General features: G+C 54.6%; 22 protein-coding genes. 1 reads left to right on the top strand and 21 read right to left on the bottom strand.

Translation table 11 applies throughout. The features are described 5' to 3' along the window. Positions 1–4 precede the first annotated feature (4 nt). The 13 genes from cpoB to mngA all read right to left on the bottom strand — a co-directional run bounded on the left by cpoB (position 5) and on the right by mngA (position 14,185). Positions 5–799 carry a cell division protein CpoB gene (gene cpoB / locus AC4IC4_RS06245; protein WP_491472359.1) on the bottom strand — a complete coding sequence of 265 codons (795 nt, stop codon included), beginning with the start codon at positions 797–799 and terminating at the stop codon, positions 5–7. Between the two features lie 9 nt (positions 800–808). Then, positions 809–1,330 (bottom strand): peptidoglycan-associated lipoprotein Pal, encoded by a 522-nt coding sequence (gene pal / locus AC4IC4_RS06240; RefSeq protein WP_491472358.1) that lies wholly within the window; start codon positions 1,328–1,330, stop codon positions 809–811. Between the two features lie 35 nt (positions 1,331–1,365). After that, complete coding sequence (gene tolB / locus AC4IC4_RS06235) at positions 1,366–2,658, bottom strand: Tol-Pal system beta propeller repeat protein TolB (RefSeq protein ID WP_032649508.1); 1,293 nt, start codon at positions 2,656–2,658, stop codon at positions 1,366–1,368. A gap of 134 nt (positions 2,659–2,792) precedes the next feature. Next, positions 2,793–4,094 (bottom strand): cell envelope integrity protein TolA, encoded by a 1,302-nt coding sequence (tolA, locus tag AC4IC4_RS06230; protein ID WP_048990051.1) that lies wholly within the window; start codon positions 4,092–4,094, stop codon positions 2,793–2,795. 28 nt (positions 4,095–4,122) lie between these two features. Beyond that, positions 4,123–4,551, bottom strand: a complete 429-nt coding sequence (tolR, locus tag AC4IC4_RS06225) for a colicin uptake protein TolR (protein WP_003858589.1) — start codon at positions 4,549–4,551, stop codon at positions 4,123–4,125. Positions 4,552–4,554: 3 nt separating this feature from the next. Continuing rightward, a complete protein-coding gene (gene tolQ / locus AC4IC4_RS06220; protein WP_008501101.1) occupies positions 4,555–5,247 on the bottom strand; it encodes a Tol-Pal system protein TolQ in 693 nt (230 codons plus the stop codon). Beyond that, a complete protein-coding gene (ybgC, locus tag AC4IC4_RS06215) occupies positions 5,244–5,648 on the bottom strand; it encodes a tol-pal system-associated acyl-CoA thioesterase (protein WP_003858593.1) in 405 nt (134 codons plus the stop codon). Before ybgC ends, tolQ begins: the two co-directional genes overlap by 4 nt. Positions 5,649–5,796: 148 nt before the next feature. Continuing rightward, entirely contained in the window at positions 5,797–6,087 is a 291-nt protein-coding gene (gene ybgE, locus AC4IC4_RS06210) for a cyd operon protein YbgE (protein ID WP_008501100.1), read from the bottom strand. Beyond that, on the bottom strand, positions 6,087–6,200 hold the full coding sequence (cydX, locus tag AC4IC4_RS06205) for a cytochrome bd-I oxidase subunit CydX (RefSeq protein WP_003858598.1): 114 nt from the start codon (positions 6,198–6,200) through the stop codon (positions 6,087–6,089). The genes ybgE and cydX overlap by 1 nt, the downstream gene beginning before the upstream one ends. Positions 6,201–6,214: 14 nt before the next feature. Further along, a complete protein-coding gene (cydB, locus tag AC4IC4_RS06200) occupies positions 6,215–7,354 on the bottom strand; it encodes a cytochrome d ubiquinol oxidase subunit II (protein WP_032638926.1) in 1,140 nt (379 codons plus the stop codon). A gap of 15 nt (positions 7,355–7,369) precedes the next feature. Then, complete coding sequence (gene cydA, locus AC4IC4_RS06195) at positions 7,370–8,938, bottom strand: cytochrome ubiquinol oxidase subunit I (RefSeq protein ID WP_048990050.1); 1,569 nt, start codon at positions 8,936–8,938, stop codon at positions 7,370–7,372. A 676-nt stretch (positions 8,939–9,614) separates the two neighbouring features. Further along, on the bottom strand, positions 9,615–12,245 hold the full coding sequence (mngB, locus tag AC4IC4_RS06190; protein WP_491472357.1) for a mannosylglycerate hydrolase: 2,631 nt from the start codon (positions 12,243–12,245) through the stop codon (positions 9,615–9,617). Positions 12,246–12,268: 23 nt separating this feature from the next. Beyond that, a complete protein-coding gene (gene mngA, locus AC4IC4_RS06185; protein ID WP_491472356.1) occupies positions 12,269–14,185 on the bottom strand; it encodes a PTS 2-O-a-mannosyl-D-glycerate transporter subunit IIABC in 1,917 nt (638 codons plus the stop codon). A 170-nt stretch (positions 14,186–14,355) separates the two neighbouring features. Here mngA and AC4IC4_RS06180 point away from each other — a divergent pair, with 170 nt between their 5' ends. Then, positions 14,356–15,072, top strand: a complete 717-nt coding sequence (locus AC4IC4_RS06180) for a GntR family transcriptional regulator (RefSeq protein WP_491472355.1) — start codon at positions 14,356–14,358, stop codon at positions 15,070–15,072. Between the two features lie 83 nt (positions 15,073–15,155). Here AC4IC4_RS06180 and sucD read toward each other — a convergent pair whose 3' ends face one another. The 8 genes from sucD to sdhC form a co-directional block, all read right to left on the bottom strand. After that, positions 15,156–16,025: a succinate--CoA ligase subunit alpha gene (sucD, locus tag AC4IC4_RS06175; RefSeq protein ID WP_014169173.1), complete on the bottom strand. Its 870-nt coding sequence runs from the start codon at positions 16,023–16,025 to the stop codon at positions 15,156–15,158. Continuing rightward, the gene (gene sucC, locus AC4IC4_RS06170) at positions 16,025–17,191 is read right to left on the bottom strand and encodes an ADP-forming succinate--CoA ligase subunit beta (RefSeq protein ID WP_006809579.1); all 1,167 of its coding nucleotides are present in this window, start codon (positions 17,189–17,191) and stop codon (positions 16,025–16,027) included. The genes sucD and sucC overlap by 1 nt, the downstream gene beginning before the upstream one ends. Positions 17,192–17,308: 117 nt before the next feature. Then, complete coding sequence (odhB, locus tag AC4IC4_RS06165) at positions 17,309–18,529, bottom strand: 2-oxoglutarate dehydrogenase complex dihydrolipoyllysine-residue succinyltransferase (RefSeq protein ID WP_008501093.1); 1,221 nt, start codon at positions 18,527–18,529, stop codon at positions 17,309–17,311. A 14-nt stretch (positions 18,530–18,543) separates the two neighbouring features. Continuing rightward, complete coding sequence (sucA, locus tag AC4IC4_RS06160; protein ID WP_032649515.1) at positions 18,544–21,351, bottom strand: 2-oxoglutarate dehydrogenase E1 component; 2,808 nt, start codon at positions 21,349–21,351, stop codon at positions 18,544–18,546. A gap of 248 nt (positions 21,352–21,599) precedes the next feature. Then, on the bottom strand, positions 21,600–22,316 hold the full coding sequence (gene sdhB / locus AC4IC4_RS06155) for a succinate dehydrogenase iron-sulfur subunit SdhB (RefSeq protein WP_008501090.1): 717 nt from the start codon (positions 22,314–22,316) through the stop codon (positions 21,600–21,602). A gap of 15 nt (positions 22,317–22,331) precedes the next feature. Continuing rightward, a complete protein-coding gene (sdhA, locus tag AC4IC4_RS06150; RefSeq protein ID WP_024908800.1) occupies positions 22,332–24,098 on the bottom strand; it encodes a succinate dehydrogenase flavoprotein subunit in 1,767 nt (588 codons plus the stop codon). Beyond that, positions 24,098–24,445 carry a succinate dehydrogenase membrane anchor subunit gene (gene sdhD / locus AC4IC4_RS06145; protein ID WP_008501088.1) on the bottom strand — a complete coding sequence of 116 codons (348 nt, stop codon included), beginning with the start codon at positions 24,443–24,445 and terminating at the stop codon, positions 24,098–24,100. Before sdhD ends, sdhA begins: the two co-directional genes overlap by 1 nt. Continuing rightward, a complete protein-coding gene (sdhC, locus tag AC4IC4_RS06140; protein ID WP_020684965.1) occupies positions 24,439–24,843 on the bottom strand; it encodes a succinate dehydrogenase cytochrome b556 subunit in 405 nt (134 codons plus the stop codon). Before sdhC ends, sdhD begins: the two co-directional genes overlap by 7 nt. Positions 24,844–25,100 lie beyond the last annotated feature (257 nt).

Here is a 25,100-nt window from a genome sequence, read left to right as displayed (position 1 = left end):
ATAATCATCCCATCGAATTCAGACGTTTTTGCGCCTGCTTAGCACCTTCGGTACCCGGGAATTTAGAGACCACCTGCTGATAAACCGCTTTGGCTTTCGCAGTGTCGCCTTTGTCCTGCATGATGACGCCCACTTTGTACATCGCATCAGGCGCTTTTGGCGATTTCGGGTAGTTTTTTACCACGGAGGCAAAATAAAACGCCGCATCGTCCTTTTTACCCTTGTTGTAATTCAGCTGACCGAGCCAGTAATTCGCATTTGGCTGATAAGTGGAATCAGGGTATTTCTTAACAAAATTCTGAAACGCAACGAGCGCGTCATCCTGACGAGATTGATCCTGCACCAGGGCAATGGCCGCGTTGTAGTCCGTATTCGCGTCACCGCTCTGTACAGGCGCACCTGTTGAAGCAGAAGCATCCGCAGCCGGAGCTGATGTCGCTGCACCGCTCTGATCGCCCGCGGCTGGCTGTGCTTGTGCTGCACCACCACCGCTGCTCAGGCTATCCATCTGCAGCAAAATCTGCTTCTGACGTTCCACAACCTGGTTAAGCTGATACTGGCTTTCCTGAATCTGCCCACGGAGAGCGTCAATATCATTCTGGTTATCGGAGAGCTGTTGCTGGAGTTGGGTTAAAAGCTGGCTGTGAGCGTTAGAAATACGCTCGAGTTGAGTGACCCGGTCTTCTACCGAGCCTGAGCCGACACTACTGATTGGTGCCTGAGCAAAAGCGGCCCAGGGGGCCGCTATTCCAACCAGTAACGACAGACTCAACAGATGATGTCTGAAGTTACTGCTCATGCAATTCTCTTAGTAAACCAGTACGGCACGACGGTTTTTGGAGTAAGCCGCTTCGTCGTGACCCAGTACTGCAGGTTTTTCTTTACCGTAAGAAACGATGGAGATCTGGTCAGCAGAAACGCCTTTACCCTGCAGGTACATTTTAACAGCGTTAGCACGACGTTCACCCAGGGAGATGTTGTACTCTGGAGTACCACGTTCGTCCGCGTGACCTTCTACGGTGACTTTGTAAGATGGGTTGCTACGCAGGAAGTTAGCGTGCGCATCCAGCATCGCAGCGAAGTCAGAACGGATGTCGTATTTATCCAGATCGAAGTAAACGATGTTGTTCTGCTGCAGCTGCTGCATCTGAAGACGCGCTTGCTCTTCAGAAGACATGTTGCCATTGCCGTTCGCGTCCATACCGGTGCCGGCACCCATCATGCCTTCGCCGCTCTGGTCATTGCTTGCGTTCTTGTTAGAAGAACACGCTGCGATTGCCATTACAGGCAGAGCGATCATCAGCCCCTTCAGCATTTTGTTCAGTTGCATTTCTATGATTCCTTTAGTAATCAATTAATTATTATTTACAGATACGGCGACCAGGCAGGAGATTTTACCTGTCCATCAGTTGCCGGAATACGCGCTTTGAAACGCCCATCTGTAGAAACCAGATTCAGCACAGATCCCATCCCCTGAGAAGAGCTGTAGATTACCATCGTGCCGTTAGGTGCCAGACTTGGCGTTTCATCCAGGAACGTTGACGACAGAACTTGAACGCCACCCGCTACCAGATCTTGTTTGGCAATGTGCTGCTGCCCGCCGTTGGAGCTCACCATTACCATAAATTTACCGTCGCTGCTCACGTCTGAGTTCTGGTTCTGCGAACCTTCCCAGGTAATACGCTGCGGAGCACCGCCGTTGATGTTGACTTTGTAGATTTGTGGACGGCCAGCCTGGTCAGAGGTAAACGCCAGGTTTTGACTGTCCGGGAACCATGAAGGTTCGGTGTTGTTGCTGCGACCGTCGGTCACCTGACGGATCTGGCCAGAGCCAATGTCCATCACGTACAGATTCAGGCTACCGGTTTTTGACAGCGCAAACGCCAGTTTAGAACCGTCCGGAGAGAACGAAGGCGCACCGTTGTGACGTGGGAAAGATGCTACCTGACGAACAGCACCGTTTGCCAGCGTCTGGATAACCAGTGCTGAACGGCCACTTTCGAAGGTGACATAGGCCAGTTTAGAACCGTCCGGAGACCAGGCTGGAGACATCAGCGGCTGTGAAGAACGTTTCACCAGGAACTGGTTGTAGCCGTCGTAGTCAGATACGCGCAGCTCATACGGGAACTGACCACCGTTGGTCTGCACCACATAAGCAATACGGGTACGGAACGCACCTTTAATGCCGGTCAGTTTTTCGAATACCGCATCGCTGGCAGCGTGAGCCGCGTAGCGCAGGTACTGCTTAGTGACCTTGTAAGAGTTCTGAGCCAGAACGGTACCCGGTGCACCGCCGGTATCCACCAGCTGCCAGGCCACGTTGTAAGAGCCGTCCGGGTTAGGCGTAACCTGACCCACAACCACGGCATCAATACCCAGTGCAGACCATGCTGCAGGCTGTACTTCCTGCGCGCTACCCGGCTGCTGAGGCAGACGAGAACGATCTAACGGGTTGAATTTACCGCTGTTACGCAGGTCAGCCGCCACGATGCCACCGGCATCTTCAGGTGCAGCGCCAGGACCGGCCCACTGGAACGGAACAACACCGATTGGGCGTGCCGAGTCCACCCCCTGGGTGATCTCGATACGTACTTCTGCGTGCAGTACTGCTGCCCACAGCATTAAAAAACCAAATGCTACACGTAATGCCTGCTTCATCATATCTCCCTTATCCGGGTAACCTTACCCACGATAATTTAGCAGAATGTTAACAAACTCAAATAGACAAAACTACCCGAACCCTGTGACTAAACCTGGTCTATTTTTCCCCGTTTGCACGGGGAAAATGTAACTTAAGGTTTGAAGTCCAGCGGCGCATTTTTGAAGACTTCGTAAACTGCCTGAGACGGCGGTTTCGGCATCTTCGCCTGACGCGCTGCAGCCAGGGCCGCAGTACATAAAGCCGGGTCGCCACCTTCCGACTTGATATCCAGCAGCATGCCGTCCGGAGCCAGCTTTATACGCAACGTACACGTTTTACCGGTATAGGAAGACGCATCATAGAATCGGCTTTCAATAGCGGATTTAATCTGCGCGGCATAACCGTTGATTTCAGCCCCGGTCGCACCGTTACTCTTAGTGTTACCACTTCCGGTCGGCGCTGCGTTGTTTCCTTTCGCCCCACCACCCGTTTTCGGTGCATTCTTACCGGAGCTCAAATCGCCCAGCAGATCGTCAACCCCTGCGGCGGCAGCGGCTTTTTCAGCTGCGGCAGCCTTTTTAGCAGCCGCTTTTTCAGCTGCGGCTTTCTTATCGGCAGCGGCCTTCTCAGCTGCAGCTTTTTTATCAGCAGCGGCTTTTTCCGCGGCAGCTGCTTTTTCTGCTGCCGCTTTCTCAGCAGCAGCCGCTTTCTTAGCGGCCTCGGCAGCAGCTTTCTTCTCTGCGTCCTGAGCGGCTTTCTTCGCGGCTTCCGCTTCAGCTTTCTTCTGAGCATCAGCAGCGGCTTTCTTCGCGGCTTCCGCTTCGGCTTTCTTCTGCGCATCAGCAGCGGCTTTCTTCGCGGCTTCCGCTTCAGCTTTCTTCTGAGCATCTGCAGCGGCTTTCTTCGCCGCTTCTGCTTCAGCTTTCTTCTGAGCATCAGCAGCGGCTTTCTTCGCCGCTTCTGCCGCTAATTTTGCCTGGGCATCAGCCTGTGCTTTCGCGTCCGCTGCGGCTTTTGCTGCCGCCTCTTCCGCCTGCTTTTGCTGTTCCTGTGCTTTCTTCGCGGCCTCTTCGGCTTGTTTCTGCTGTTCCGCCTGCTCTTTCGCAGCTTCCTGCGCCTGCAAACGTTCTTTCTCAAGCTGCTTCAGACGTTCCTGCTCTGCGGCCTGCTTTTCACGCAGCTCTTCCGCCTGCTGTTGCGACTGTTTTTCACGCTGCTCTTCAGCCCGTTTGGCACTCGCCTTCTGCTGTTGTTCGCGATTATAGTTCTGTACTACCGCACCGGGATCCACCATCACGGCGTCAATGGAAGACCCTCCACCGCCGCCGGCTGATGCATCAATATGCTCGTCGAACGAACTCCAGATCAGCGCTGCAAAGAGAATAACGTGCAGCACTGCGGAGACGATTATCGCTCGCTTAAGCTTGTCGTTCTGTTCGGTTGCCTTTGACACTATCGGTTCCCAAAAACTACGCGGATGATCAAATAGGTTGGGTCATTAAGCCAACTGACTTAACACCCGCACTATGTAGCAAGTTCAGCGCTTTAATAATTTCATCGTAGGGTACGTCTTTCGCGCCACCGATTAAGAAGACCGTTTTCGGATTTGACTCCAGGCGACGCTGCGCTTCAGCAATCACCTGCTCAGGCGGCAGCTGATCCATACGATCTTTCTCTACCACGACGCTGTATTGCCCTACGCCGGAAACCTCAATGATAACCGGAGGATCGTCATTGGTGCTCACCGCCTGTGATTCTGTCGCATCCGGCAGATCCACTTCCACGCTCTGGGTAATGATTGGCGCTGTCGCCATGAAGATCAGCAGCAGTACCAACAGGACGTCCAGCAGTGGAACGATATTGATTTCGGACTTGAGCTCGCGACGACCTCGTCCACGCGATCTGGCCATGGTTTACCCCTTGTTGCTCTCGGTGCTGGTAAACGCCTGACGGTGCAGAATCGCAGTGAACTCTTCCATAAAGTTGTCGTAGTTCAGTTCCAGTTTGTTCACACGCTGGTTCAGACGGTTGTAAGCCATAACCGCCGGAATTGCCGCAAACAGACCGATAGCGGTCGCAATCAGTGCTTCAGCGATACCCGGTGCAACCATCTGCAACGTCGCCTGCTTCACCGCGCCCAGCGCGATAAAGGCGTGCATGATCCCCCACACGGTACCAAACAGGCCGATATACGGGCTGATGGAACCGACAGTACCGAGGAATGGAATGTGCGTTTCAAGGTTTTCCAGCTCGCGGTTCATAGAGATGCGCATCGCACGCGAGGCACCTTCCACCACCGCTTCCGGCGCATGATTGTTTGCACGATGCAGACGGGCAAACTCTTTGAAACCGCTATAAAAAATTTGCTCGGAGCCTGTAAGGTTTTCACGGCGTCCCTGGCTTTCCTGATACAGACGAGAAAGCTCAATACCCGACCAGAACTTATCTTCAAACGCTTCGGCTTCACGGCCAGCGGCATTGAGGATACGCGTTCTCTGGATGATGATGGCCCAGGATGCGATTGAAAAACCAATCAAAATCAACATGATAAGTTTAACCAGAAGGCTTGCCTTCAGGAACAAATCAAGGATATTCATGTCAGTCACTGCTTAAACTCCGCGACAATAGACTTAGGAAGCGCACGAGGCTTCATTATGGTTGGATCAACACAAACAATCAGTACTTCAGCTGAGTTCAGTACGGTATTCTCTGCGTTGACTATCCGCTGCGTGAAAACCAGTGAGGTCCCGCGCATTGATGTAATTTCAGTTTGGACTTCGAGCATATCGTCGAGTCTGGCAGGCGCAAAATACTCAAGCGTCATCTTGCGAACCACGAAGGCAACTCGCTCAGCCAACAGTACCTGTTGACTAAAGTGATGATGGCGCAGCATCTCTGTGCGTGCCCGTTCATAAAAAGCAACGTAGCTGGCGTGGTAAACCACACCACCGGCATCGGTATCTTCGTAATAGACACGAACCGGCCATCGAAACAGCGTTGTATTCACTTTACATCCCGGTAATGCAACAAAAGTTAATGCTTTTAAACTTCGCTACTATACGCGCGGGAAAGAGGGTTGGGAATGGGGGAAAGTAAACGGAGAGTAAATTTTTATGGGCTCGGGTAAGCCCATAACGTTAACGGACATTTCTTATTCAGAAGAAGAAGAAAATCAAACCGGCGAGAAGCACCAGATCGGCAATCAGCGGGCAAAAAATTCCCTGCCAGTGAACGGCTTTCGGACGAAAGCCCACGCCGTGGATCACACCTGCACACACCGCCCACATAATGAGGAAGCCGTGCCAGATTTCAAGCTCGCTGGTTTTCGCTGCAAAGCGCGAAGGGTCCCAGAAGATACAACCTGCCAGCAGTAATGCCATCACTAAAGAAAGCGCCCGTAACGGGCGCTTGTCCATTACCGCGTAAAGTTTCGCGATAATATTCATCAGTGTTTTTCTTCACCCGCTTTGGTCGCTTCTACGTGCTCAAGCGCCAGGGCAGTGATGACACCAAATGCACAGGCAAGAAGCGTCCCTAAAATCCATGCGAAATACCACATATTCAGCTCCTTACTTAGTACATAGAGTGGGTGTTGCTTTCGATATGTTCTTTCGTGATGCGACCGAACATTTTCCAGTAACACCAGATGGTGTAGGCCAGAACGATCGGAACGAACACGCAAGCAACATACGTCATCAGGTTCAGCGTCATATGGCTGGACGTTGCATCCCACATGGTCAGGCTAGCATTCAGCATGGTGCTGGATGGCATGACGAATGGGAACATCGCAATACCCGCCGTCAGGATAATGCACGCCAGGGTCAGTGATGAGAACACGAACGCCAGCGCACCTTTCTCCAGACGAGACGTCAACACGGTCAGCAGCGGCAGCAATACGCCCAGCGCCGGGATAGCCCACAGTGCAGGGGTATTGTTAAAGTTCACCAGCCATGCACCTGCCTGACGCGCCACTTCTTTGGTCAGCGGATTAGACGGCGCAGTATGGTTAATCGCAGACGTCACCACGTAGCCATCAATACCGTACACCACCCACACACCGGCCAGTGCGAAGCAGACCAGCGTGACCAGCGCAGCGACCTGAGCCGTCGCGCGAGAACGCAGGTGCAGTTCACCAACCGTACGCATCTGCAGGTAGGTTGCGCCCTGAGTGATGATCATCGCCACGCTCACCACGCCGGCCAGCAGACCAAACGGATTCAGCAGCTGGAAGAAGTTACCGGTGTAGTAAAGACGCATGTACTCGTCCAGGTGGAACGGTACGCCCTGCAGCAGGTTACCGAACGCCACGCCGATCACCAGCGGTGGAACGAAGCTACCGATGAAGATGCCCCAGTCCCACATGTTGCGCCAGCGGGTGTCTTCAATCTTGGAACGGTAGTCGAAACCGACCGGACGGAAGAATAAAGAAGCCAGCACCAGAATCATCGCCACGTAGAAGCCGGAGAACGCAGCCGCGTAGACCATCGGCCAGGCAGCGAACAGCGCGCCGCCTGCGGTGATCAGCCACACCTGGTTACCGTCCCAGTGAGGGGCGATGGAGTTGATCATGATTCGACGCTCGGTGTCATTACGACCGAGGAAACGGGTGAGCATCCCCACCCCCATGTCGAAACCATCCGTGACGGCGAAACCAATCAGCAGAACGCCGATCAACAGCCACCAGATAAAACGCAATACTTCATAATCGATCATTTGATGACTCCTGTCTTAGCGTGCCGGCTGAGTAGTCGCAGTGGACTGCTCGTAGTGATAGCGACCGGTTTTCAGGCTGCTTGGGCCAAGGCGCGCGAACTTGAACATCAGGAACAGTTCAGCTACCAGGAACAGGGTGTACAGACCACAAATCAGCAGCATGGAGAAGATCAGGTCGCCCGCTGTCAGGGAGGAGTTCGCTACCGCCGTTGGCAGTACCTCACCAATCGCCCATGGCTGACGGCCATACTCCGCCACAAACCAGCCGGATTCGATTGCGATCCACGGCAGTGGAATACCGTACAGCGCAGTGCGCAGCAGCCATTTTTTCTCGCCGATGCGGTTGCGAATCACGGACCAGAAGGACGCCGCAATGATCAGCAGCATGATGATGCCGCAGCCCACCATGATACGGAATGCGAAGTACAGAGGCGCAACGCGTGGAATCGAGTCTTTGGTTGCCATCTGGATCTGTGCTTCTGTCGCATCAGACACGTTCGGGGTATAGCGCTTCAGCAGCAGACCGTAACCCAGATCTTTCTTCACGTTGTTGAACTGATCGCGAACGGCCTGGTCGGTAGAACCGGCACGCAGCTGTTCCAGCAGCGAGTAGGCTTTCATACCGTTACGGATACGCTCTTCGTGCTGAACCATCAGCTCTTTCAGCCCCGTCACCTGCTTATCAACAGAACGGGTGGCGATGATACCCAGCGCGTAAGGGATCTGAATCGCGAAGTGGTTTTGCTGCGCGTCCTGATCCGGAATACCAAACAGCGTAAAGGCCGCAGGCGCCGGTTGGGTTTCCCATTCGGCTTCGATAGCGGCCAGTTTGGTTTTCTGCACGTCACCCATTTCGTAGCCGGATTCATCACCCAGAACGATAACAGAGAGGATAGCCGCCATACCGAAGCTTGCCGCGATAGCAAAGGAGCGCTTCGCAAACGCGAAGTCACGACCGCGCAGCATGTAGTAAGAACTGATACCCAGGATAAACATTGCGCCGCACACATAGCCAGAAGCGACGGTGTGGACGAATTTAACCTGCGCAACCGGGTTCAGGACCAGCTCGGCAAAGCTGACCATCTCCATACGCATGGTTTCGAAGTTGAAATCAGACGCGATCGGGTTCTGCATCCAGCCGTTCGCCACCAGGATCCACAGCGCGGACAGGTTCGAACCTAATGCCACCAGCCAGGTCACCGCCATATGCTGGACTTTACCCAGACGGTCCCAACCGAAGAAGAACAGACCTACAAAGGTGGATTCGAGGAAGAATGCCATCAGACCTTCAATGGCCAGCGGCGCACCGAAGATATCCCCTACATAGTGGGAATAGTAAGACCAGTTAGTCCCGAACTGGAACTCCATGGTCAGACCGGTTGCCACGCCCAGTGCGAAGTTGATACCAAACAACTTGCCCCAGAACTTGGTCATATCTTTATAAATCTGTTTGCCGGAGAGAACGTATACCGTTTCCATGATGGCCAGCAGGAACGCCATACCGAGCGTCAGTGGCACAAACAGGAAGTGGTACATCGCGGTCAAGGCAAACTGTAAGCGCGACAGTTCGACTATATCTAACATCATGACTCCTTGCTCATCGCATGAAGACTCCGAGAGTGAACCCCGTCAGAGAGAGATCCACACGCATGCCCCAATACAAATTATTCGCATCCTTGTCGTCGTTATTACCCTGAAGGAGGATAAAAACGATGACGTGAGGTTACAAATACGTTAATAAAAAACTCAAATTGATCCCGCAAATATAATACGCTGCAAAACCCTTACAATAAACAGGTTTTTATTGAATCACATTTACGTTTTTCGACGGTGATCAATTTATAGCAAAATTACCACTTTTCGGCCATTTTGATCGCGGACAATTTAGCGCTTTTCAGTGTCTTTTTCCAAGGATTAAACTTTGATTTAAATCAAAAACAACCACTGATGTTAACCATGTTTAATCATGGTAAGAATGGTAAAAACCATGTTAACGATATGTGCATACAAAGATGGAGTTAGTTATCGAAGACGGGAAAAAATATAAACAGAAGTGATTTTAATTAACGCTAAAGAAAGCACCATTTCGACGCGGGACAAACAATAAAGCGTAGTCGGGCCAGAATATTTTTCCATTGCATTTATGCAACCCTTCAAAATTACATTTAATTTACTTTTGGCACCCCATAAGTTAACACCACTGTGTGACTATTTAATGAAAAAAGGCCGCCTTCTCTGCAGCCTTTTTTGTATCACGGGTTCAGGCGATAAGAATACTAAAGGTTCGCGACTGCCCCGGCCTGAATGCCCCGACAATGCCCTCTTCTTCACACCGCTCCATTATCCGTTCGTTCATGTCCGTTTCGCGCCACCGTTTCACCGTCGGATTAATGGATAACGTCGTGTCACAGGCGCTGGACGCCGAAGGGTTGAACAGTCGGAGAATGAGCTCATCACGATCTTCAGCCTTTTTGAGCGTACTGAGCACGCATCCCGTTGGCGAAAGCGCTAACAGACTGTAATTTTCCGGCGTGATAAACGACGCGCGATTCAGTTTCATCGCATCCCAGGGAATTTTGTTATAGCACTGCACCGGCGTTAACCACGATTTAGCCTGTTGTGCGACGCCTGCGTTTTCCGGCGCGCCACTAAAGCTGAAGAGGCTAAAGCGACAGGCTAACAGCCCGCGCACCTGAGAGTCAGGAACAGGCATTTTGATCCCCGAAGGTCTGCCTGGACGCAACAGCAAATCCTCTTTCCCGAGCAGCCCCACGCCACGCAACAAGGTTATGGCGAATGCTTTTTGGTCATTGCCCATCACTTCAAACTCGCGCAGTCCCTCGGTGAAGAGCGCCAGCCCGTTTCGCTTTTCCTGCAGGACGGCATAGTTGAGTAAATTCCAGACGGGAACCGGCGCTTCTTTCCAGCCCTCCTCCTCCCAGCTCGCCATCGCCGCGTCCTGCACCGGGCGAATGATCGAGCCAAACTGCGTATCCGCTAACACTTCCGTTGTCATAAACGGGGTTGGGATCAACACGCGAACGCGGTGGTCGTCGGCCTGGTTATCGAGATGTACGGCCACATCGATACGCCTGCTGTTATGGCTAAGCGTGACGTCAAACTCCACGCTGAGAGAGCCGTTTCGCTGGCGCGTCGCGCGTTCAGCCAGATTAGCCGGAACGGCGATACGATGGCGGATAGCCGCCCTGCTCTGCCAGCCTTCATGCGTGACCTCAACCTCATATTCGCCCTGCGCTGAAGTGAGTCTCCACTCTTCCCGAGAAGGCGAGTAGTCGTACTCGTCGCCATCATCCGAACTCTCTTCGATTTCCAGTACGCGGTCATAAATAAGCCCGCTTTCTTTGTCGCGCAGGCGCAGCGTGCCGTCGTCATTTAAGTCAATCTGCCAGAAGGCATTTTCAAGTAAGGATTCGATGTTTTTCACCGCAGAAATCCTCTTCTCGGCCACATTCGGTTCGATAAACAGAGTACGGTAGCCCATCGACGGCAGTATCTGGCTGAGCTGAATATCAAACTCCATAAAAGGCTCGTAATTGCCGTAATGGACAATCTGCCGGTCAATGAGCCCCGGGTCGAGCTCGCGCGCGCTGCGAATGAAATAGGGGATCTCGTTGCCTTTTTCATCGCGCAGTCGGAACTGGCTGGCCCGCAGCCGAATCGTGGTGTTCATCACCTCTTCACGCGGCCAGGGCATCAGGTTGAACATCACCAGCTTATCGGCGTCGCTTTGCGGCATGTTGTCGACGATCTTGCGCATATAGAAGCGCGCGAGGTTGTCTGCCATGTCCTCAGCCAGTTCAAAGCGGGAGACAATCTCGCGGTGCACCTTATCGCTGCAGCAGCAGCCGATGCTGTCGTGAGCGTGGTTTTTGAGGATCTCTTTCCACATCTTCTCCAGCAGGCCGTGGTGGTAGTCGAAGCCCAGCGTCCAGGCAAGCGCCGCCAGCGGCTCGAGGATATTGACAATTTTGTTCTCGATACGCGCATGGGCGATTTTAATGTCCATGCGCGTGGAGCCGATGGTCCGGTGAACGCGCATATATTTCCCGTCGATAAACTCCCCTTTTAGCGTCGCCAGCTCATCGCGGTGCGCGTCGATATAATCAAACACCTCTTCGAACCGGCTCATCACAAATTGACGCTGGGGATAGATTTCGCGAAGCTTATCCATCACCGCGAAAATGTTCTGCTGCAGCGGCATCTGGTCGTGACCGTTGGGCAGCAAAATCTCTTTGGTGACGGAGGCGTTTTCCAGGACCTCGAAATAGCTGTCGAGCCGTTTTCGCAGCCCCGCTTCGTCCTCCGGTAAGTACTTACCAATCGCGTAGCCCAGCGGCAGTACCTGCGCAGTCACTTCGCTACCGTCCTGGCTCTGCCAGAGAAATTCGGTTTTATCGGTTCCGTGTCGTTCCGAGCAGCCGCGCCAGAACATCGTGCGGGTAATGCCAAACCCGTTATAGATATGCGGAAGCTGGCCGGACATACCAAACGAATCCGGCAGATAACCGATCTTCATCGGCTCGCCGAACGCCATACAGTCGCGCATGCCGTACATCAGGTTGCGGACAATCGACTCGCCGCTGACAATCGTGGTATCGGTCTGGGTATACCAGGGGCCGATAATCAGCTTTCCGCGCGCCACAAGCGCTTTCACCCGCGAGCGGTTTTCGGGCACGACGGCAAAATAATCCTCCAGCACCGCCGTCTGTCCATCGAGGACATAATATTTATACTCGTCATCCTGCTCCAGACGGGTCAGGATCTCTTCCATATTATTGACCAGAAGAATACGCGACTCTTCGGTGGTGAAGTACCACTCACGGTCCCAGTGCATATGCGGCGTGATATGAACGCGAGATACAGCTTTCATCTTCGTTTCCTGTTTGTGCATTGTTACGGTATGGCGTCTTCAGTGACGTAGTTGCCCTTTTTCACCGCCTGGCGTCGCCAGAGCAGCAGAATAAAGGTGGAGATAGCGGTACCCACCAGCGCCGCGCCAAACCAGCCCGCCGCCGCAACCACACCGCTCAACCCGGCATCGTGAAGTAAAAAGAGAGAGAAAATACCGGCCCCCGGCGTAGACAAGCCGATCCCCATCGCACCGACAATCGCGCCTGTTACCATGGAGCCGAGTACAAATGAGCCAATAACGCGAAGCGGATCTTCAATCGCCATCGGAATCGCCCCTTCGGTGATGCCCGCGAGGCCGAGCAGCCAGGTGGATTTACCGGTTTCAATTTCAAAGGGTTTAAACAGTTTCGGGGCCAGCAACGTTGACGCCGTGACGGTGAAGGCCGACACCATTTTGACGGAGGCAAAAATGGCATAGGGACCGTATACCCCGTTCGCCATCGCCCCAAGGCAGAACGCGTAGGAGGCTTTGTTGACCGGGCCACCCAAATCGAATGAGCACATAAACCCGAGGATCGCCCCGAGAAGCAGCGCATTCGCGCCGGACAGACCGTTAAGCCAGACGGTGAGCGTGTTATTGAGCCAGGCCACCGGTTCGCCGATCACAAACAACATCAGGCTGCCCGCGCCCAGCACGCCAATCACCGGATAGAGATAAAAAGTCAGAAAGCCGTTGTAGCGGCTACTGAGCCGGATGTGGTTTTTCACCCAGCGCATCAGGTAGCCCGCGATCAGCCCGCCGACGATAGCGCCGAGAAAACCAGAGCCGATCATATTGGCAGCCAGACCAGCCGCAAAGCCCGGGGTCAGCGCGGGTTTATCCGCCAGCGAGTAAGCGGTATAGGCTGCCAGAACAGGCACCATCAAAATGCCAAGCATGCCGCCGCCAAGCTTGCGGTACATCCACAACCACGAGTTTTCCTGGTCAAACAGGTGCTGCAGGCCAAGGATTTGCGCCAGCAGTACCGATACGGCCAGCACCGTACCGCCGGCGACAATCAGCGGCACCGCAAAGGAGATGCCGCTCAGAAGCGCCTGCTTGAGTTCAGTTTTAACGCTCTTTTTCGTTTCGGTATCGACCTGCGCATGACGCGCATCGGTGGAGGGCTTTAGCGCCAGCGCGCGCTCAATCAGCGCTTCAGCATGGCGCAGGGGTTCCGCGACGGGTACGGAAATGGCGGGGATCCCCTGAAAGCGCTCGCTCTCTTTGATCGCCACTTCTGCGGCAAAAATGCACGCTTTCGCCTCCTGCAACTGCTGGGCAGTAATGCGCCCTTCAATGCCGTTCGCCCCCTGCTTTTCGACCACCACGTTGACGCCGAGCTTACGTCCCGCTTTTTCCAGGTACTCAGCTGCCATATAGGTATGGGCAATCCCGGCCGGACAGGCGGTAACACAGATGACGGTTGGTGCATTCACCAATGTGGCAACCTCGTCTTCCTGCGAGATACCATTTAGCGCATCAAGCAGATCCTCCGCCGTCGCTGCAGCCATAACGCGTTCCCGGAGGGCATCATCAGCCAGGCGAGACGTCAGCGCCGTCAGCACCTGGATATGCGTGGATCCCGCTTCAGCAGGCGGAATGGCAAGCAGGACGATTAGCTCAACGTTTTCAGGGCCGTCCACCCCCTCCCACTCCAGCGGTTCGCTTAGCGTAGCAACCGCAAAAGCCGCTTCGATCACCACGCTCGATTTACCATGGGGGACAGCGAGCCCTTCACCCAGTGCGGTTGGCCCCTGCGATTCACGACGGTAGACCTCCGCCAGAAATGCATCGCCATCTGTGATTTTGCCCAGCGCCACCAGCCGCATCGCAAGCTGGCGAATGGCCTCATCACGGCTGGCATAGTGCGCCTGCACGCAGACAGCACTGGTGTGGGTCAAAGTCGTCAGGTTCATAAGATCCTCACACATAAGTTGTTATTGTCTGGCGGCAATTGTGGCAGGTCACACAATACATTTATGTGATCACTTTCACTAACAATGCAAATTTGTATTTAATTTGTATTATTTACAAATCTTAAGTGGGAGGCATAATTCCATGAAAAGGTATTAGAAAGGCAGATTCGATGAGTAACAAACCGATGTACCGGCAAATAGCCGATGCGCTTCGCGAGAAAATCAGTGCGGGAGAGTTAAAACCTGGCGATGCGTTACCGACCGAGTCCAGCCTTCAGGAGGCATTCAACGTGAGTCGCGTCACGGTGAGACAGGCGCTGAAGCTGCTTACGGAAGAGCAGATAGTCGAGAGCATTCAGGGCAGCGGCACCTACGTAAAAGAAGAGCGCGTCAATTACGATATTTACCAGCTCACCGGGTTTTACGAAAAACTGGCGGACCGGAACGTGGATACCCACAGTGAGGTGAGCATTTTCGAAGTGCTGAAAGCCGATGCAAAACTTGCCGAAAAGCTGAATCTCTCTCCTGACGATAAAGTCTGGCACGTCAAACGCGTCCGCTTTATCAAACAAAAACCGGTAAATCTGGAAGAAACGTGGATGCCGCTAGCCCTGTTCCCCGACCTCACCTGGGAAGTGATGGAGAATTCGAAATACCACTACGTTGAGCAGATCAAAAAGCTGGTTATCGATCGCAGCGAGCAGGAGTTGGTGCCAGTCATGCCGTCAGAGGAAGCGATTGCCGCGCTGTCGCTCGATCCGGCAAAGCCGATCCTGGAAAAAGTCTCCCGCGGGTTTCTCAAGGACGGACGGGTATTTGAATACAGCCGCAACGTGTTCAATACCGACGATTACAAGTTCACGCTTGTCGCCAGACGCAGGCAATAAAAAAGGCCGCTTTACAGCGGCCAACCATGTCGAAACGGACATTTTTATACTTCAACGCCCCCCTTTCGGGGAGCAGAGAGGACTTACTTAATGATGGATTTCAGTGCTTCGCCGATATCCGCCAGGCTGCGAACGGTTTTCACGCCTGCGGCTTCCAGCGCTGCGAATTTCTCATCAGCCGTACCCTTACCACCGGCGATGATCGCGCCTGCGTGACCCATACGCTTGCCTTTCGGCGCAGTCACACCCGCGATGTAACCCACAACTGGCTTGGTCACGTGTTCTTTGATGTAAGCAGCCGCTTCTTCTTCCGCGCTACCACCGATCTCACCGATCATCACGATCGCTTCGGTCTGTGGATCTTCCTGGAACATCTTCAGGATATCGATGAAGTTAGAGCCCGGGATCGGGTCACCGCCGATGCCCACACAGGTGGACTGGCCGAAACCGTAGTCGGTGGTCTGCTTAACCGCTTCATAGGTCAGGGTACCGGAACGGGACACGATGCCCACTTTGCCCGGCTTGTGAATGTGGCCCGGCATGATGCCGATTTTGCATTCGCCCGGGGTGATAACGCCTGGGCAGTTCGGGCCGATCATACGCACACCTGCTTCATCCAGCTTCACCTTCACGGTCAGCATATCCAGCGTCGGGATGCCTTCTGTGATGGTGATGATCAGTTTGATGCCTGCGTCGATCGCTTCCAGAATAGAGTCTTTGCAGAACGGAGCCGGAACGTAGATCACGGTCGCGGTTGCGCCCGTCGCTTCTACGGCTTCACGCACGGTGTTGAACACCGGCAGGCCCAGGTGGGTGGTGCCGCCTTTACCTGGCGTTACGCCGCCAACCATCTGTGTGCCGTAAGCAATCGCCTGTTCGGAGTGGAAAGTCCCCTGGCTACCGGTGAAGCCCTGGCAGATAACCTTGGTATCTTTATTAATTAAAACTGACATTATTTCCCCTCCACTGCGGCAACAACCTGCTGAGCTGCATCCGTCAGACTTTTCGCTGCAATAATATTCAGGCCGCTGTCAGCCAGTTTTTTCGCGCCGAGTTCAGCGTTGTTACCTTCCAGACGCACAACAACCGGAACGTTAACACCCACTTCTTCTACCGCACCGATGATACCGTCGGCGATCAGGTCGCAACGGACGATACCGCCGAAGATGTTAACCAGAACGGCCTTCACGTTGTCGTCGGAGAGAATGATTTTGAACGCTTCGGTTACGCGCTCTTTGGTTGCGCCACCGCCCACGTCGAGGAAGTTTGCTGGCTCACCGCCGTGCAGCTTAACGATGTCCATGGTGCCCATCGCCAGGCCCGCACCGTTAACCATGCAGCCGATGTTGCCGTCCAGCGCCACGTAGTTCAGCTCCCACTGTGCAGCCTGCGCTTCACGCGGATCTTCCTGGGACTGATCGCGCATTTCGCGCAGATCCGGCTGGCGGAACAGCGCGTTGCCGTCAGCGCCCAGCTTGCCGTCGAGGCAGATCAGGTCGCCCTGGGTGGTGATCACCAGCGGGTTAATCTCGATCAGCGCCAGATCGCGCTCCAGGAAGATGGTTGCCAGACCCATGAAGATCTTGGTGAACTGCTGAACCAGTTTACCTTCCAGACCCAGTTTGAACGCCAGCTCGCGACCCTGGTAAGGCATTGGGCCCGCCAGCGGATCGATAGCCACTTTGTGGATCAGGTGCGGGGTCTCTTCCGCCACTTTTTCGATTTCCACGCCGCCTTCGGTAGACGCCATGAACACCACGCGACGGGAGCTACGGTCAACAACCGCGCCCAGGTACAGTTCTTTCGCGATGTCGGTCGCCGCTTCAACCAGGATCTGGTTAACCGGCTGGCCGTTCGCGTCTGTCTGGTAGGTCACCAGACGCTTGCCGAGCCAATGTTCAGCAAACGCACGAATCTCTTCTTTACTCTTAACAACCTTCACACCGCCCGCTTTACCACGGCCACCAGCGTGAACCTGACACTTAACTACCCACGGGCCGGAACCGATTTTAGATGCAGCTTCTTCTGCTTCACGCGGGGTAGTACAGGCATAACCCACCGGAGCCGGTAAGCCATACCGGGCAAACAGCTGTTTGGCCTGATATTCATGTAAGTTCATGTGTTCTATCCATCCTTCAGGGTAATCGTTATCTTCAAACCTGTAGACCGGCGCAGTCTGTGTGCCGGATGGCGCTACGCTTATCCGGCCTACAGGGCAGGTGATGCTAAATAGTCACTAGACGTCCAGCAGCAGACGCGTTGGATCTTCCAGCAGCTCTTTAATCGCTACCAGGAAGCCCACGGACTCGCGGCCGTCGATCAGGCGGTGGTCGTAAGAGAGCGCCAGATACATCATCGGCAGGATCTCAACTTTACCGTCTACCGCCATCGGGCGATCTTTAATGGCATGCATACCCAGGATCGCGCTCTGCGGCGGGTTAATGATCGGGGTAGACATCAGCGAGCCGAATACACCGCCGTTGGTAATGGTGAAGTTACCGCCGGTCAGATCGTCTACGGTCAGCTTGCCGTCGCGGCCTTTAACAGCCAGCTCTTTAATGTTTTTCTCGATGTCAGCCATCCCCAGGGTATCCACATCACGCAGAACTGGCGTTACCAGGCCACGTGGGGTAGAAACCGCCATGCTGACGTCGAAATAGTTGTGGTAAACCACGTCATCGCCATCGATAGACGCGTTCACTTCCGGGTAGCGTTTCAGCGCTTCAACTACCGCTTTCACGTAGAAGGACATAAAGCCCAGACGGATACCGTGACGTTTTTCAAACGCGTCACCGTACTGCTTACGCAGGTCCATGATTGGCTTCATGTTCACTTCGTTGAAGGTGGTCAGCATCGCGGTGGAGTTTTTCGCTTCCAGCAGACGCTCGGCCACGCGCTTACGCAGGCGAGTCATCGGCACGCGTTTTTCGCTGCGGGCGCCCAGAGCAGGCTGAGCTGCTGGTGCTGCCGCAGGGGCTTTCGCTTCTGCCTGAGCAGGCGCTTTCGCCAGGTGTTTGTCGATGTCTTCGCGGGTCAGACGACCGCCCACACCGGTGCCTTTGATGGCTGCCGGGTCAAGGCTGTGTTCAGCCAGCAGGCGACGGATCGCCGGGCTGAGGGCGTCGTTAGACTGTTCTTCCAGAGAAGCCTGCTGGCGCTGAGCCGGCGTAGAGGCTTTCTCTTCAGACTTCGCGCTGGACTCTTTGCCCGCGCTGTTGCCTTCACGCAGGCGACCCAGGATCTGACGAGAGGTGACGGTGGTACCTTCATCTTCCAGCACCGCGTCCAGAACGCCATCCGCCGAAGCCGGTACTTCCAGTACCACTTTGTCAGTTTCGATTTCTACCAGCACTTCATCGCGCTTAACGGCATCGCCTGGTTTTTTGTGCCAGGTAGCGACGGTCGCATCTGCTACGGATTCAGGCAGGTCGGGAACAAGAATATCTACGCTACTCATTTTGTATCCTTTAATTAATCGACGTTCAGCGCGTCATTGACCAGATCTTGTTGCTGCTTCTGGTGAACGGACATATACCCTACCGCCGGAGAGGCGGAGGCCGGGCGACCTGCATAACGCAGGGCTGACCCAAATGGAATCACTTCACGGAAATGATGCTGGCTGCAGTACCATGCGCCCTGGTTGAGCGGCTCTTCCTGGCACCAGACAAAATCATGTACGTGAGCATATTGTTTCAGCACTTCCTGCATCGCCTGATGCGGGAACGGATAAAGCTGTTCGATACGCACGATGGCGACATCTTTCTGATCGTTCTTGCGGCGCTGTTCCAGCAGGTCGTAATAAACCTTACCAGAACACATCACCACACGCTTCACGCCCTGCGGATCCAGCTCGTCAATTTCGCCAATGGCCGGCTGGAAGGTACCGTTCGCCAGTTCTTCCAGACTGGACACCGCCAGCGGATGACGCAGCAGGGATTTCGGCGACATCACCACCAGCGGACGGCGCATACCGCGCAGCGCCTGACGACGCAGCATGTGGTACACCTGAGCCGGAGTAGACGGCACGCAGACCTGCATGTTCTGCTCGGCGCAGAGCTGCAGATAACGTTCCAGACGCGCGGAGGAGTGCTCCGGACCCTGTCCTTCATAACCGTGCGGCAGCAGCATTACCAGGCCACACATACGGCCCCACTTCTGCTCGCCGGAGGAGATGAACTGGTCGATAACCACCTGCGCGCCGTTGGCGAAGTCACCAAACTGCGCTTCCCAGATGGTCAGGGTGCGTGGTTCAGCGGTGGCGTAGCCGTATTCGAAGGCCAGTACCGCTTCTTCAGACAGCACGGAGTCCCAGACCTTGAACTGGCCCTGACCGTTGTGCACGTGCTGCAGCGGGGTGTAGGTTGAACCGTTGGACTGGTTGTGAACAACCGCGTGACGGTGGAAGAAGGTCCCACGGCCCGCATCTTCACCGGACAGACGAACAGGAATGCCTTCGTCAACCAGCGTTGCGTAAGCCAGCGTTTCCGCGCCGCCCCAGTCGAACAGCTTCTCGCCTGCCGCCATGGACTGACGGTCAGCGTAGATTTTCTGCACGCGAGACTGCATCTCGATAGCGTCCGGTACGGTGCTGATGCGTTTAGCCAGCTCCTGCAGGCGCTTCATCTCAACCTTGTTCGGGTAGCTCTCATCCCACTCGTGGTTGAGGTACGGAGACCAGGTAAAGGAGTGCATGTTCATCGGACGCAGCTCTTTCACCACGCATTCACCCGCATCCAGCGCGTCGCGGTAGAGGTTGACCATTTCGGTCGCATCTTCCAGCGTCGCCACTTTGTCGCTCTCCAGCTTGTCAGCATAGATTTTGCGAGGGGTCGGGTGTTTTTTGATTTTCTGGTACATCAGCGGCTGGGTTGCACTTGGCTCATCCGCTTCGTTGTGGCCATGACGGCGGTAGCAGAAGAGGTCAATGAACACATCGCGTTTAAAGGTATTACGGAAGTCCAGCGCCAGACGGGTAACGAAAGCAACGGCTTCCGGGTCATCCGCGTTAACGTGGAAGATCGGCGCCTGTACCATCTTACCGATGTCGGTGCAGTACGGGGTAGAACGCGCATCCAGCGGGTTAGAGGTGGTGAAGCCCACCTGGTTGTTAATCACGATGCGAACGGTACCGCCCACTTCGTAACCACGCGCTTTCGACATGTTCAGGGTTTCCTGAACCACGCCCTGCCCTGTTACCGCCGCATCACCGTGGATGGTGATTGGCAGCACTTTATTGCTGCTTGGCTCGTCCAGACGATCCAGACGCGCACGTACGGAACCGATAACCACCGGGCTGACGATTTCCAGGTGTGACGGGTTAAACGCCAGCGCCAGGTGAACCAGACCGCCTTCGGTTTCGATATCAGACGAGAAGCCCATGTGGTACTTCACGTCGCCGGTGCCGAGGTGTTCTTTATGTTTGCCCGCGAATTCGTCGAACAGGTCCTGTGGTTTTTTACCCAGCACGTTGACCAGTACGTTCAGACGACCGCGGTGCGCCATACCCAGTACCACTTCACGGGTACCGCTCTTGCCTGCGTGACGAATCAGCTCTTTCAGCATCGGTACCAGCGCGTCGCCGCCTTCCAGCGAGAAGCGTTTTGCGCCCGGGAATTTCGCGCCCAGATAGCGCTCAAGCCCTTCCGCTGCGGTCAGTTCGTTCAGGAAGCGTTTTTTCTCGTCAGCTGAGAAGGTCGCGTGGCCCGCTACGGATTCGATGCGCTGCTGGATCCAGCGTTTCTCTTCGGTAGAGGTAATGTGCATGTATTCCGCGCCGATGGAGCCGCAGTAGGTTTGCTTGAGCGCGTCAATCAGATCGCCCAGCTTCATCGTGTCTTTGCCGATGGCAAAGGAACCTACGTTAAAGCTTTCCTGGAAATCGGCCTCGGTCAGATCGTGATACGCCGGATCGAGATCGGCCACACGGTCTTGTTTCCACAGTCCCAGCGGATCGAGATTCGCATGCTGGTGACCGCGGAAGCGATAAGCGTTGATAAGCTGCAGGACTTTAACCTGCTTCGCATTGGTGTCAGGGTCGGAAATCGCAGAAGAGTAACGTGAGGCATCCTTCGCCAGACGACGGAAATAATCACGTGTTTTGGAATGGAATTGATCCGGTTTGACCCCTGTGCCAGGCAACTGCTGGAACATGGAACGCCAGTTTGCGTCCACTGAGTCAGGATCGGTTAAGAAGTCTTCATAGAGCTGTTCTATCCAGCTCTGGTTCGCACCAGAGAGGTAAGAAGAGTCCAGCCAGGCTTTCATTGCGCCGTTCTGCATCGTGATCCCTTAAGCATTTTTATGCTTACTTTCGCCGTAGAAACTACCACGCACACCGCGTGTACGTGCCGGGGTTCACCTGCGAGCTCTTTTCATTTGGCCCGCGAAGGAACCTTTAGAAACTGTCTGGACTTCAGGGTAGTACAGGGCAGTTTTTAAAGGTTTCTGCATTTTGCCCGGTGGCGCTACGCTTACCGGGCCTACAGTTTCGTAGGCCGGATAAGCGCAGCGCCATCCGGCAAATTTACTTACGCACTGCGCTGCAGCAGCATCGACTTAATATGGCCGATGGCGCGCGTCGGGTTCAGCCCCTTCGGACACACACTGACGCAGTTCATGATGCTATGGCAGCGGAATACGCTGAAAGCGTCACTCAGTCCTTCCAGACGGCTGTCGGTTTCGGTGTCGCGGCTATCGATCAGGAAGCGATAGGCAGCCAGCAGACCGGCCGGGCCGATAAACTTGTCCGGGTTCCACCAGAACGACGGGCAGGACGTTGAACAGCATGCGCAGAGAATACACTCGTACAACCCATCGAGTTTTTCACGCTGCTCTGGAGACTGTAAGTGCTCGCGAGCGGGTGGATTTTGCCCATTATTCAATAAGTAAGGCTTAATCTTCTCATATTGTGCATAGAATTGCCCCATGTCTACCACCAAATCACGCACAACCGGCAGGCCTGGCAGAGGACGGATAACAATTTTCTGACCAGGACGCTGCAGCGCTGAAATTGGCGTGATGCAGGCCAGGCCATTTTTGCCGTTCATGTTCACCCCGTCAGAGCCACAAACCCCTTCACGGCAGGAGCGGCGGAACGACAGCGTTGGATCTTTTTCTTTCAGCTGGATTAAGGCATCCAGCAGCATCATGTCGCGACCTTCTTCCGCTTCCAGGGTGTAGTCCTGCATGCGCGGAGCGTCATCAACATCCGGGTTATAACGATAAACTGAGAATTCGAGTTTCATTATCCTGTCTCCGCATTAGTAAGTACGAATCTTCGGCGGGAACGCCGGACGCAGTTTCGGTTCCATATTGACGCTACGACGCGTCATGGTTTCCGACTCTGGCAGATACAGGGAATGGCACAGCCAGTTTTCGTCATCACGCTCCGGGAAGTCGAAGCGGCTATGCGCGCCACGGCTTTCGGTACGGAAATTTGCCGACATTGCCGTCGCGAACGCGGTTTCCATCAGGTTATCCAGCTCCAGGCACTCAACGCGCTGGGTGTTGAACTCGCTGGAGGTGTCGTCCAGACGGGCATTTTTGAGACGCTCGCGGATAGCTTTCAGCTGCTCAAGGCCTTTGGCCATCGCATCGCCTTCACGGAATACCGAGAAGTTGTGCTGCATGCACTCCTGCAGCGCTTTACGGATTTCCACCGGATCTTCGCCGTTACGGTTACCGTTCCAGCGGTTGAGGCGCTCAAGAGAGGCATCAATTTCGTCGTCGGTTGCGTCACGCAGCGCGCCCTGCTCGGCAATAGATTCCTGCAGATGCAGACCCACTGCGCGACCAAACACTACCAGGTCCAGCAGGGAGTTGCCGCCCAGACGGTTTGCACCATGTACGGATACGCAGGCAATTTCGCCTACCGCGAACAGACCAGGAATAACCACGTCTTCGCCCTGCTCGTTCACGGTCAGCGCCTGACCGGTCACTTTGGTCGGAATACCGCCCATCATGTAGTGGCAGGTTGGGATAACCGGAATCGGCTCTTTCACCGGGTCGACGTGTGCAAAGGTGCGGGAGAGTTCCAGGATGCCCGGCAGACGGGATTCCAGCACTTCTTTACCCAGATGGTCGAGTTTCAGCTTCGCGTGTGGACCCCATGGGCCATCACAGCCGCGGCCTTCACGGATTTCGATCATGATGGAACGCGCCACCACGTCACGACCCGCCAGGTCTTTCGCATTCGGGGCATAACGCTCCATAAAGCGCTCGCCGTGTTTGTTCAGCAGGTAACCACCTTCACCGCGGCAACCTTCTGTTACCAGAACGCCCGCACCGGCGATACCGGTTGGGTGGAACTGCCACATCTCCATATCCTGCACCGGCACGCCCGCACGGATAGCCATACCGACACCGTCACCGGTGTTGATGTGGGCGTTAGTGGTGGACTGATAGATACGGCCTGCGCCGCCGGTCGCCAGCACGGTCGCGCGGGCTTTGAAGTAAACCACTTCACCGGTTTCGATGCACAGCGCGGTACAGCCAACAATTGCGCCATCGGCGTTTTTCACCAGATCCAGTGCATACCACTCGGAGAAGATAGTGGTGTGGTTTTTCAGGTTCTGCTGATACAGGGTATGCAGCAGCGCATGACCGGTACGGTCAGCCGCCGCCGCGGTACGTGCCGCCTGCTCGCCGCCGAAGTTTTTCGACTGGCCACCAAACGGACGCTGATAGATAGTGCCATTTTCCAGACGGGAGAACGGCAGACCCATATGGTCCAGCTCCAGAATCGCTTCCGGGCCGGTTTTACACATATATTCGATGGCATCCTGGTCGCCGATGTAGTCGGAACCTTTTACCGTGTCATACATGTGCCATTCCCAGTTGTCTTCATGGGAGTTACCCAGCGCAACGGTGATACCGCCCTGCGCAGACACGGTGTGGGAACGGGTCGGGAATACTTTAGAGAGCAGCGCACAGGTCTGGCCGCTCTGGGAAATTTGCAGTGCGGCACGCATACCTGCGCCACCGGCACCAATCACAACAGCATCAAATTCTCTGACTGGCAGTTTCATTACACACCCCACACCACAACGAATCCATAAATAACGTAAACCACCAGTGCAACCACAATGGCCAGCTGCAGCGGGAGGCGAATCGCCAGCGGTTTAACGTAATCGGTCAACACCTGCCACATACCAATCCAGGCATGAATAAGGATGGAGAACAGAGCCAGCAGGGTGAACACTTTGGTGAAGGCGGATCCGAAGAACCCACTCCAGATTTCCCACGTCAGCGTGCCGCTGGTCGCGAAGAAACCGATCATATAGATGATGTAAAGGGTGAGAACGATGGCGGTAGCACGGACCAGGATGAAGTCATGTACGCCGTTGCGTCCTAATGCGGAGGCGTTGCTTACCATACGAGAACTCCTGCGAGAAGTGAAAGCACGACTGTAATCACAAATGAAATGTTAGCGGAGCGTTTCCCGGCTTCGAACGTTTCTTCCAGGTAGCCGAAGTCCATCAGCATATGGCGAACACCCACAACGACGTGGTACGCCAGCGCGGTCAGAATGCCCCACATGATGAATTTCACGAAGAAGCTGTTCATGATGGCAGAGGCCTGGAGGAATCCTTCAGGGGAAGAGAGGCTGGTGCCCAGTAACCACAGCAAAATACCGACCGCCACAAACGTAATCACACCAGAAACACGGTGCAGAATGGACGCTATTGCTGTTACAGGGAACCGGATCGTTTTGAGATCCAGATTGACAGGTCTTTGTTTTTTCACATTTCTTATCATGAATAACGCCCACATGCTGTTCTTATTGTTTCCTTCCTCCGGACTGCGATGCGGGTCAAGCAGCGTTCCTTTTCTATAACTGCGCGTCATGCAAAACATTGCTTCCAGATGCTAAAACGACACGTTACAACGCTGGGTGGCTCGGGATTGCAGGGTGTTCCGGAGACCTGGCGGCAGTATAGGCCGTTCACAAAATCATTACAATTAACCTACATACAGTTTGTCGGGTTTTCTCTGGAACAGTGATCAGGGTCACGATAACAACATCTTTT

The organism is Enterobacter sp. Taxon_2 (genome assembly GCF_058355295.1).
The sequence above is the reverse complement of the archived record's forward strand: the minus strand, read 5'-3'. Positions and strand labels throughout refer to the sequence as shown.

Bases quoted from the DNA above. Each gene is read 5' to 3' on its own strand.
- pal (WP_491472358.1), bottom strand. From the start codon at position 1,330: ATGCAACTGAACAAAATGCTGAAGGGGCTGATGATCGCTCTGCCTGTA.
- tolB (WP_032649508.1), bottom strand. From the start codon at position 2,658: ATGAAGCAGGCATTACGTGTAGCATTTGGTTTTTTAATGCTGTGGGCA.
- mngA (WP_491472356.1), bottom strand. From the start codon at position 14,185: ATGAACCTGACGACTTTGACCCACACCAGTGCTGTCTGCGTGCAGGCG.
- cpoB (WP_491472359.1), bottom strand. From the start codon at position 799: ATGAGCAGTAACTTCAGACATCATCTGTTGAGTCTGTCGTTACTGGTT.
- ybgE (WP_008501100.1), bottom strand. From the start codon at position 6,087: ATGAATATTATCGCGAAACTTTACGCGGTAATGGACAAGCGCCCGTTA.
- sucA (WP_032649515.1), bottom strand. From the start codon at position 21,351: ATGCAGAACGGCGCAATGAAAGCCTGGCTGGACTCTTCTTACCTCTCT.
- sdhB (WP_008501090.1), bottom strand. From the start codon at position 22,316: ATGAAACTCGAATTCTCAGTTTATCGTTATAACCCGGATGTTGATGAC.
- sdhD (WP_008501088.1), bottom strand. From the start codon at position 24,445: ATGGTAAGCAACGCCTCCGCATTAGGACGCAACGGCGTACATGACTTC.
- sdhA (WP_024908800.1), bottom strand. From the start codon at position 24,098: ATGAAACTGCCAGTCAGAGAATTTGATGCTGTTGTGATTGGTGCCGGT.
- sucD (WP_014169173.1), bottom strand. From the start codon at position 16,025: ATGTCAGTTTTAATTAATAAAGATACCAAGGTTATCTGCCAGGGCTTC.
- mngB (WP_491472357.1), bottom strand. From the start codon at position 12,245: ATGAAAGCTGTATCTCGCGTTCATATCACGCCGCATATGCACTGGGAC.
- sucC (WP_006809579.1), bottom strand. From the start codon at position 17,191: ATGAACTTACATGAATATCAGGCCAAACAGCTGTTTGCCCGGTATGGC.
- AC4IC4_RS06180 (WP_491472355.1), top strand. From the start codon at position 14,356: ATGAGTAACAAACCGATGTACCGGCAAATAGCCGATGCGCTTCGCGAG.
- cydB (WP_032638926.1), bottom strand. From the start codon at position 7,354: ATGATCGATTATGAAGTATTGCGTTTTATCTGGTGGCTGTTGATCGGC.
- tolR (WP_003858589.1), bottom strand. From the start codon at position 4,551: ATGGCCAGATCGCGTGGACGAGGTCGTCGCGAGCTCAAGTCCGAAATC.
- sdhC (WP_020684965.1), bottom strand. From the start codon at position 24,843: ATGTGGGCGTTATTCATGATAAGAAATGTGAAAAAACAAAGACCTGTC.
- cydA (WP_048990050.1), bottom strand. From the start codon at position 8,938: ATGTTAGATATAGTCGAACTGTCGCGCTTACAGTTTGCCTTGACCGCG.
- odhB (WP_008501093.1), bottom strand. From the start codon at position 18,529: ATGAGTAGCGTAGATATTCTTGTTCCCGACCTGCCTGAATCCGTAGCA.
- cydX (WP_003858598.1), bottom strand. From the start codon at position 6,200: ATGTGGTATTTCGCATGGATTTTAGGGACGCTTCTTGCCTGTGCATTT.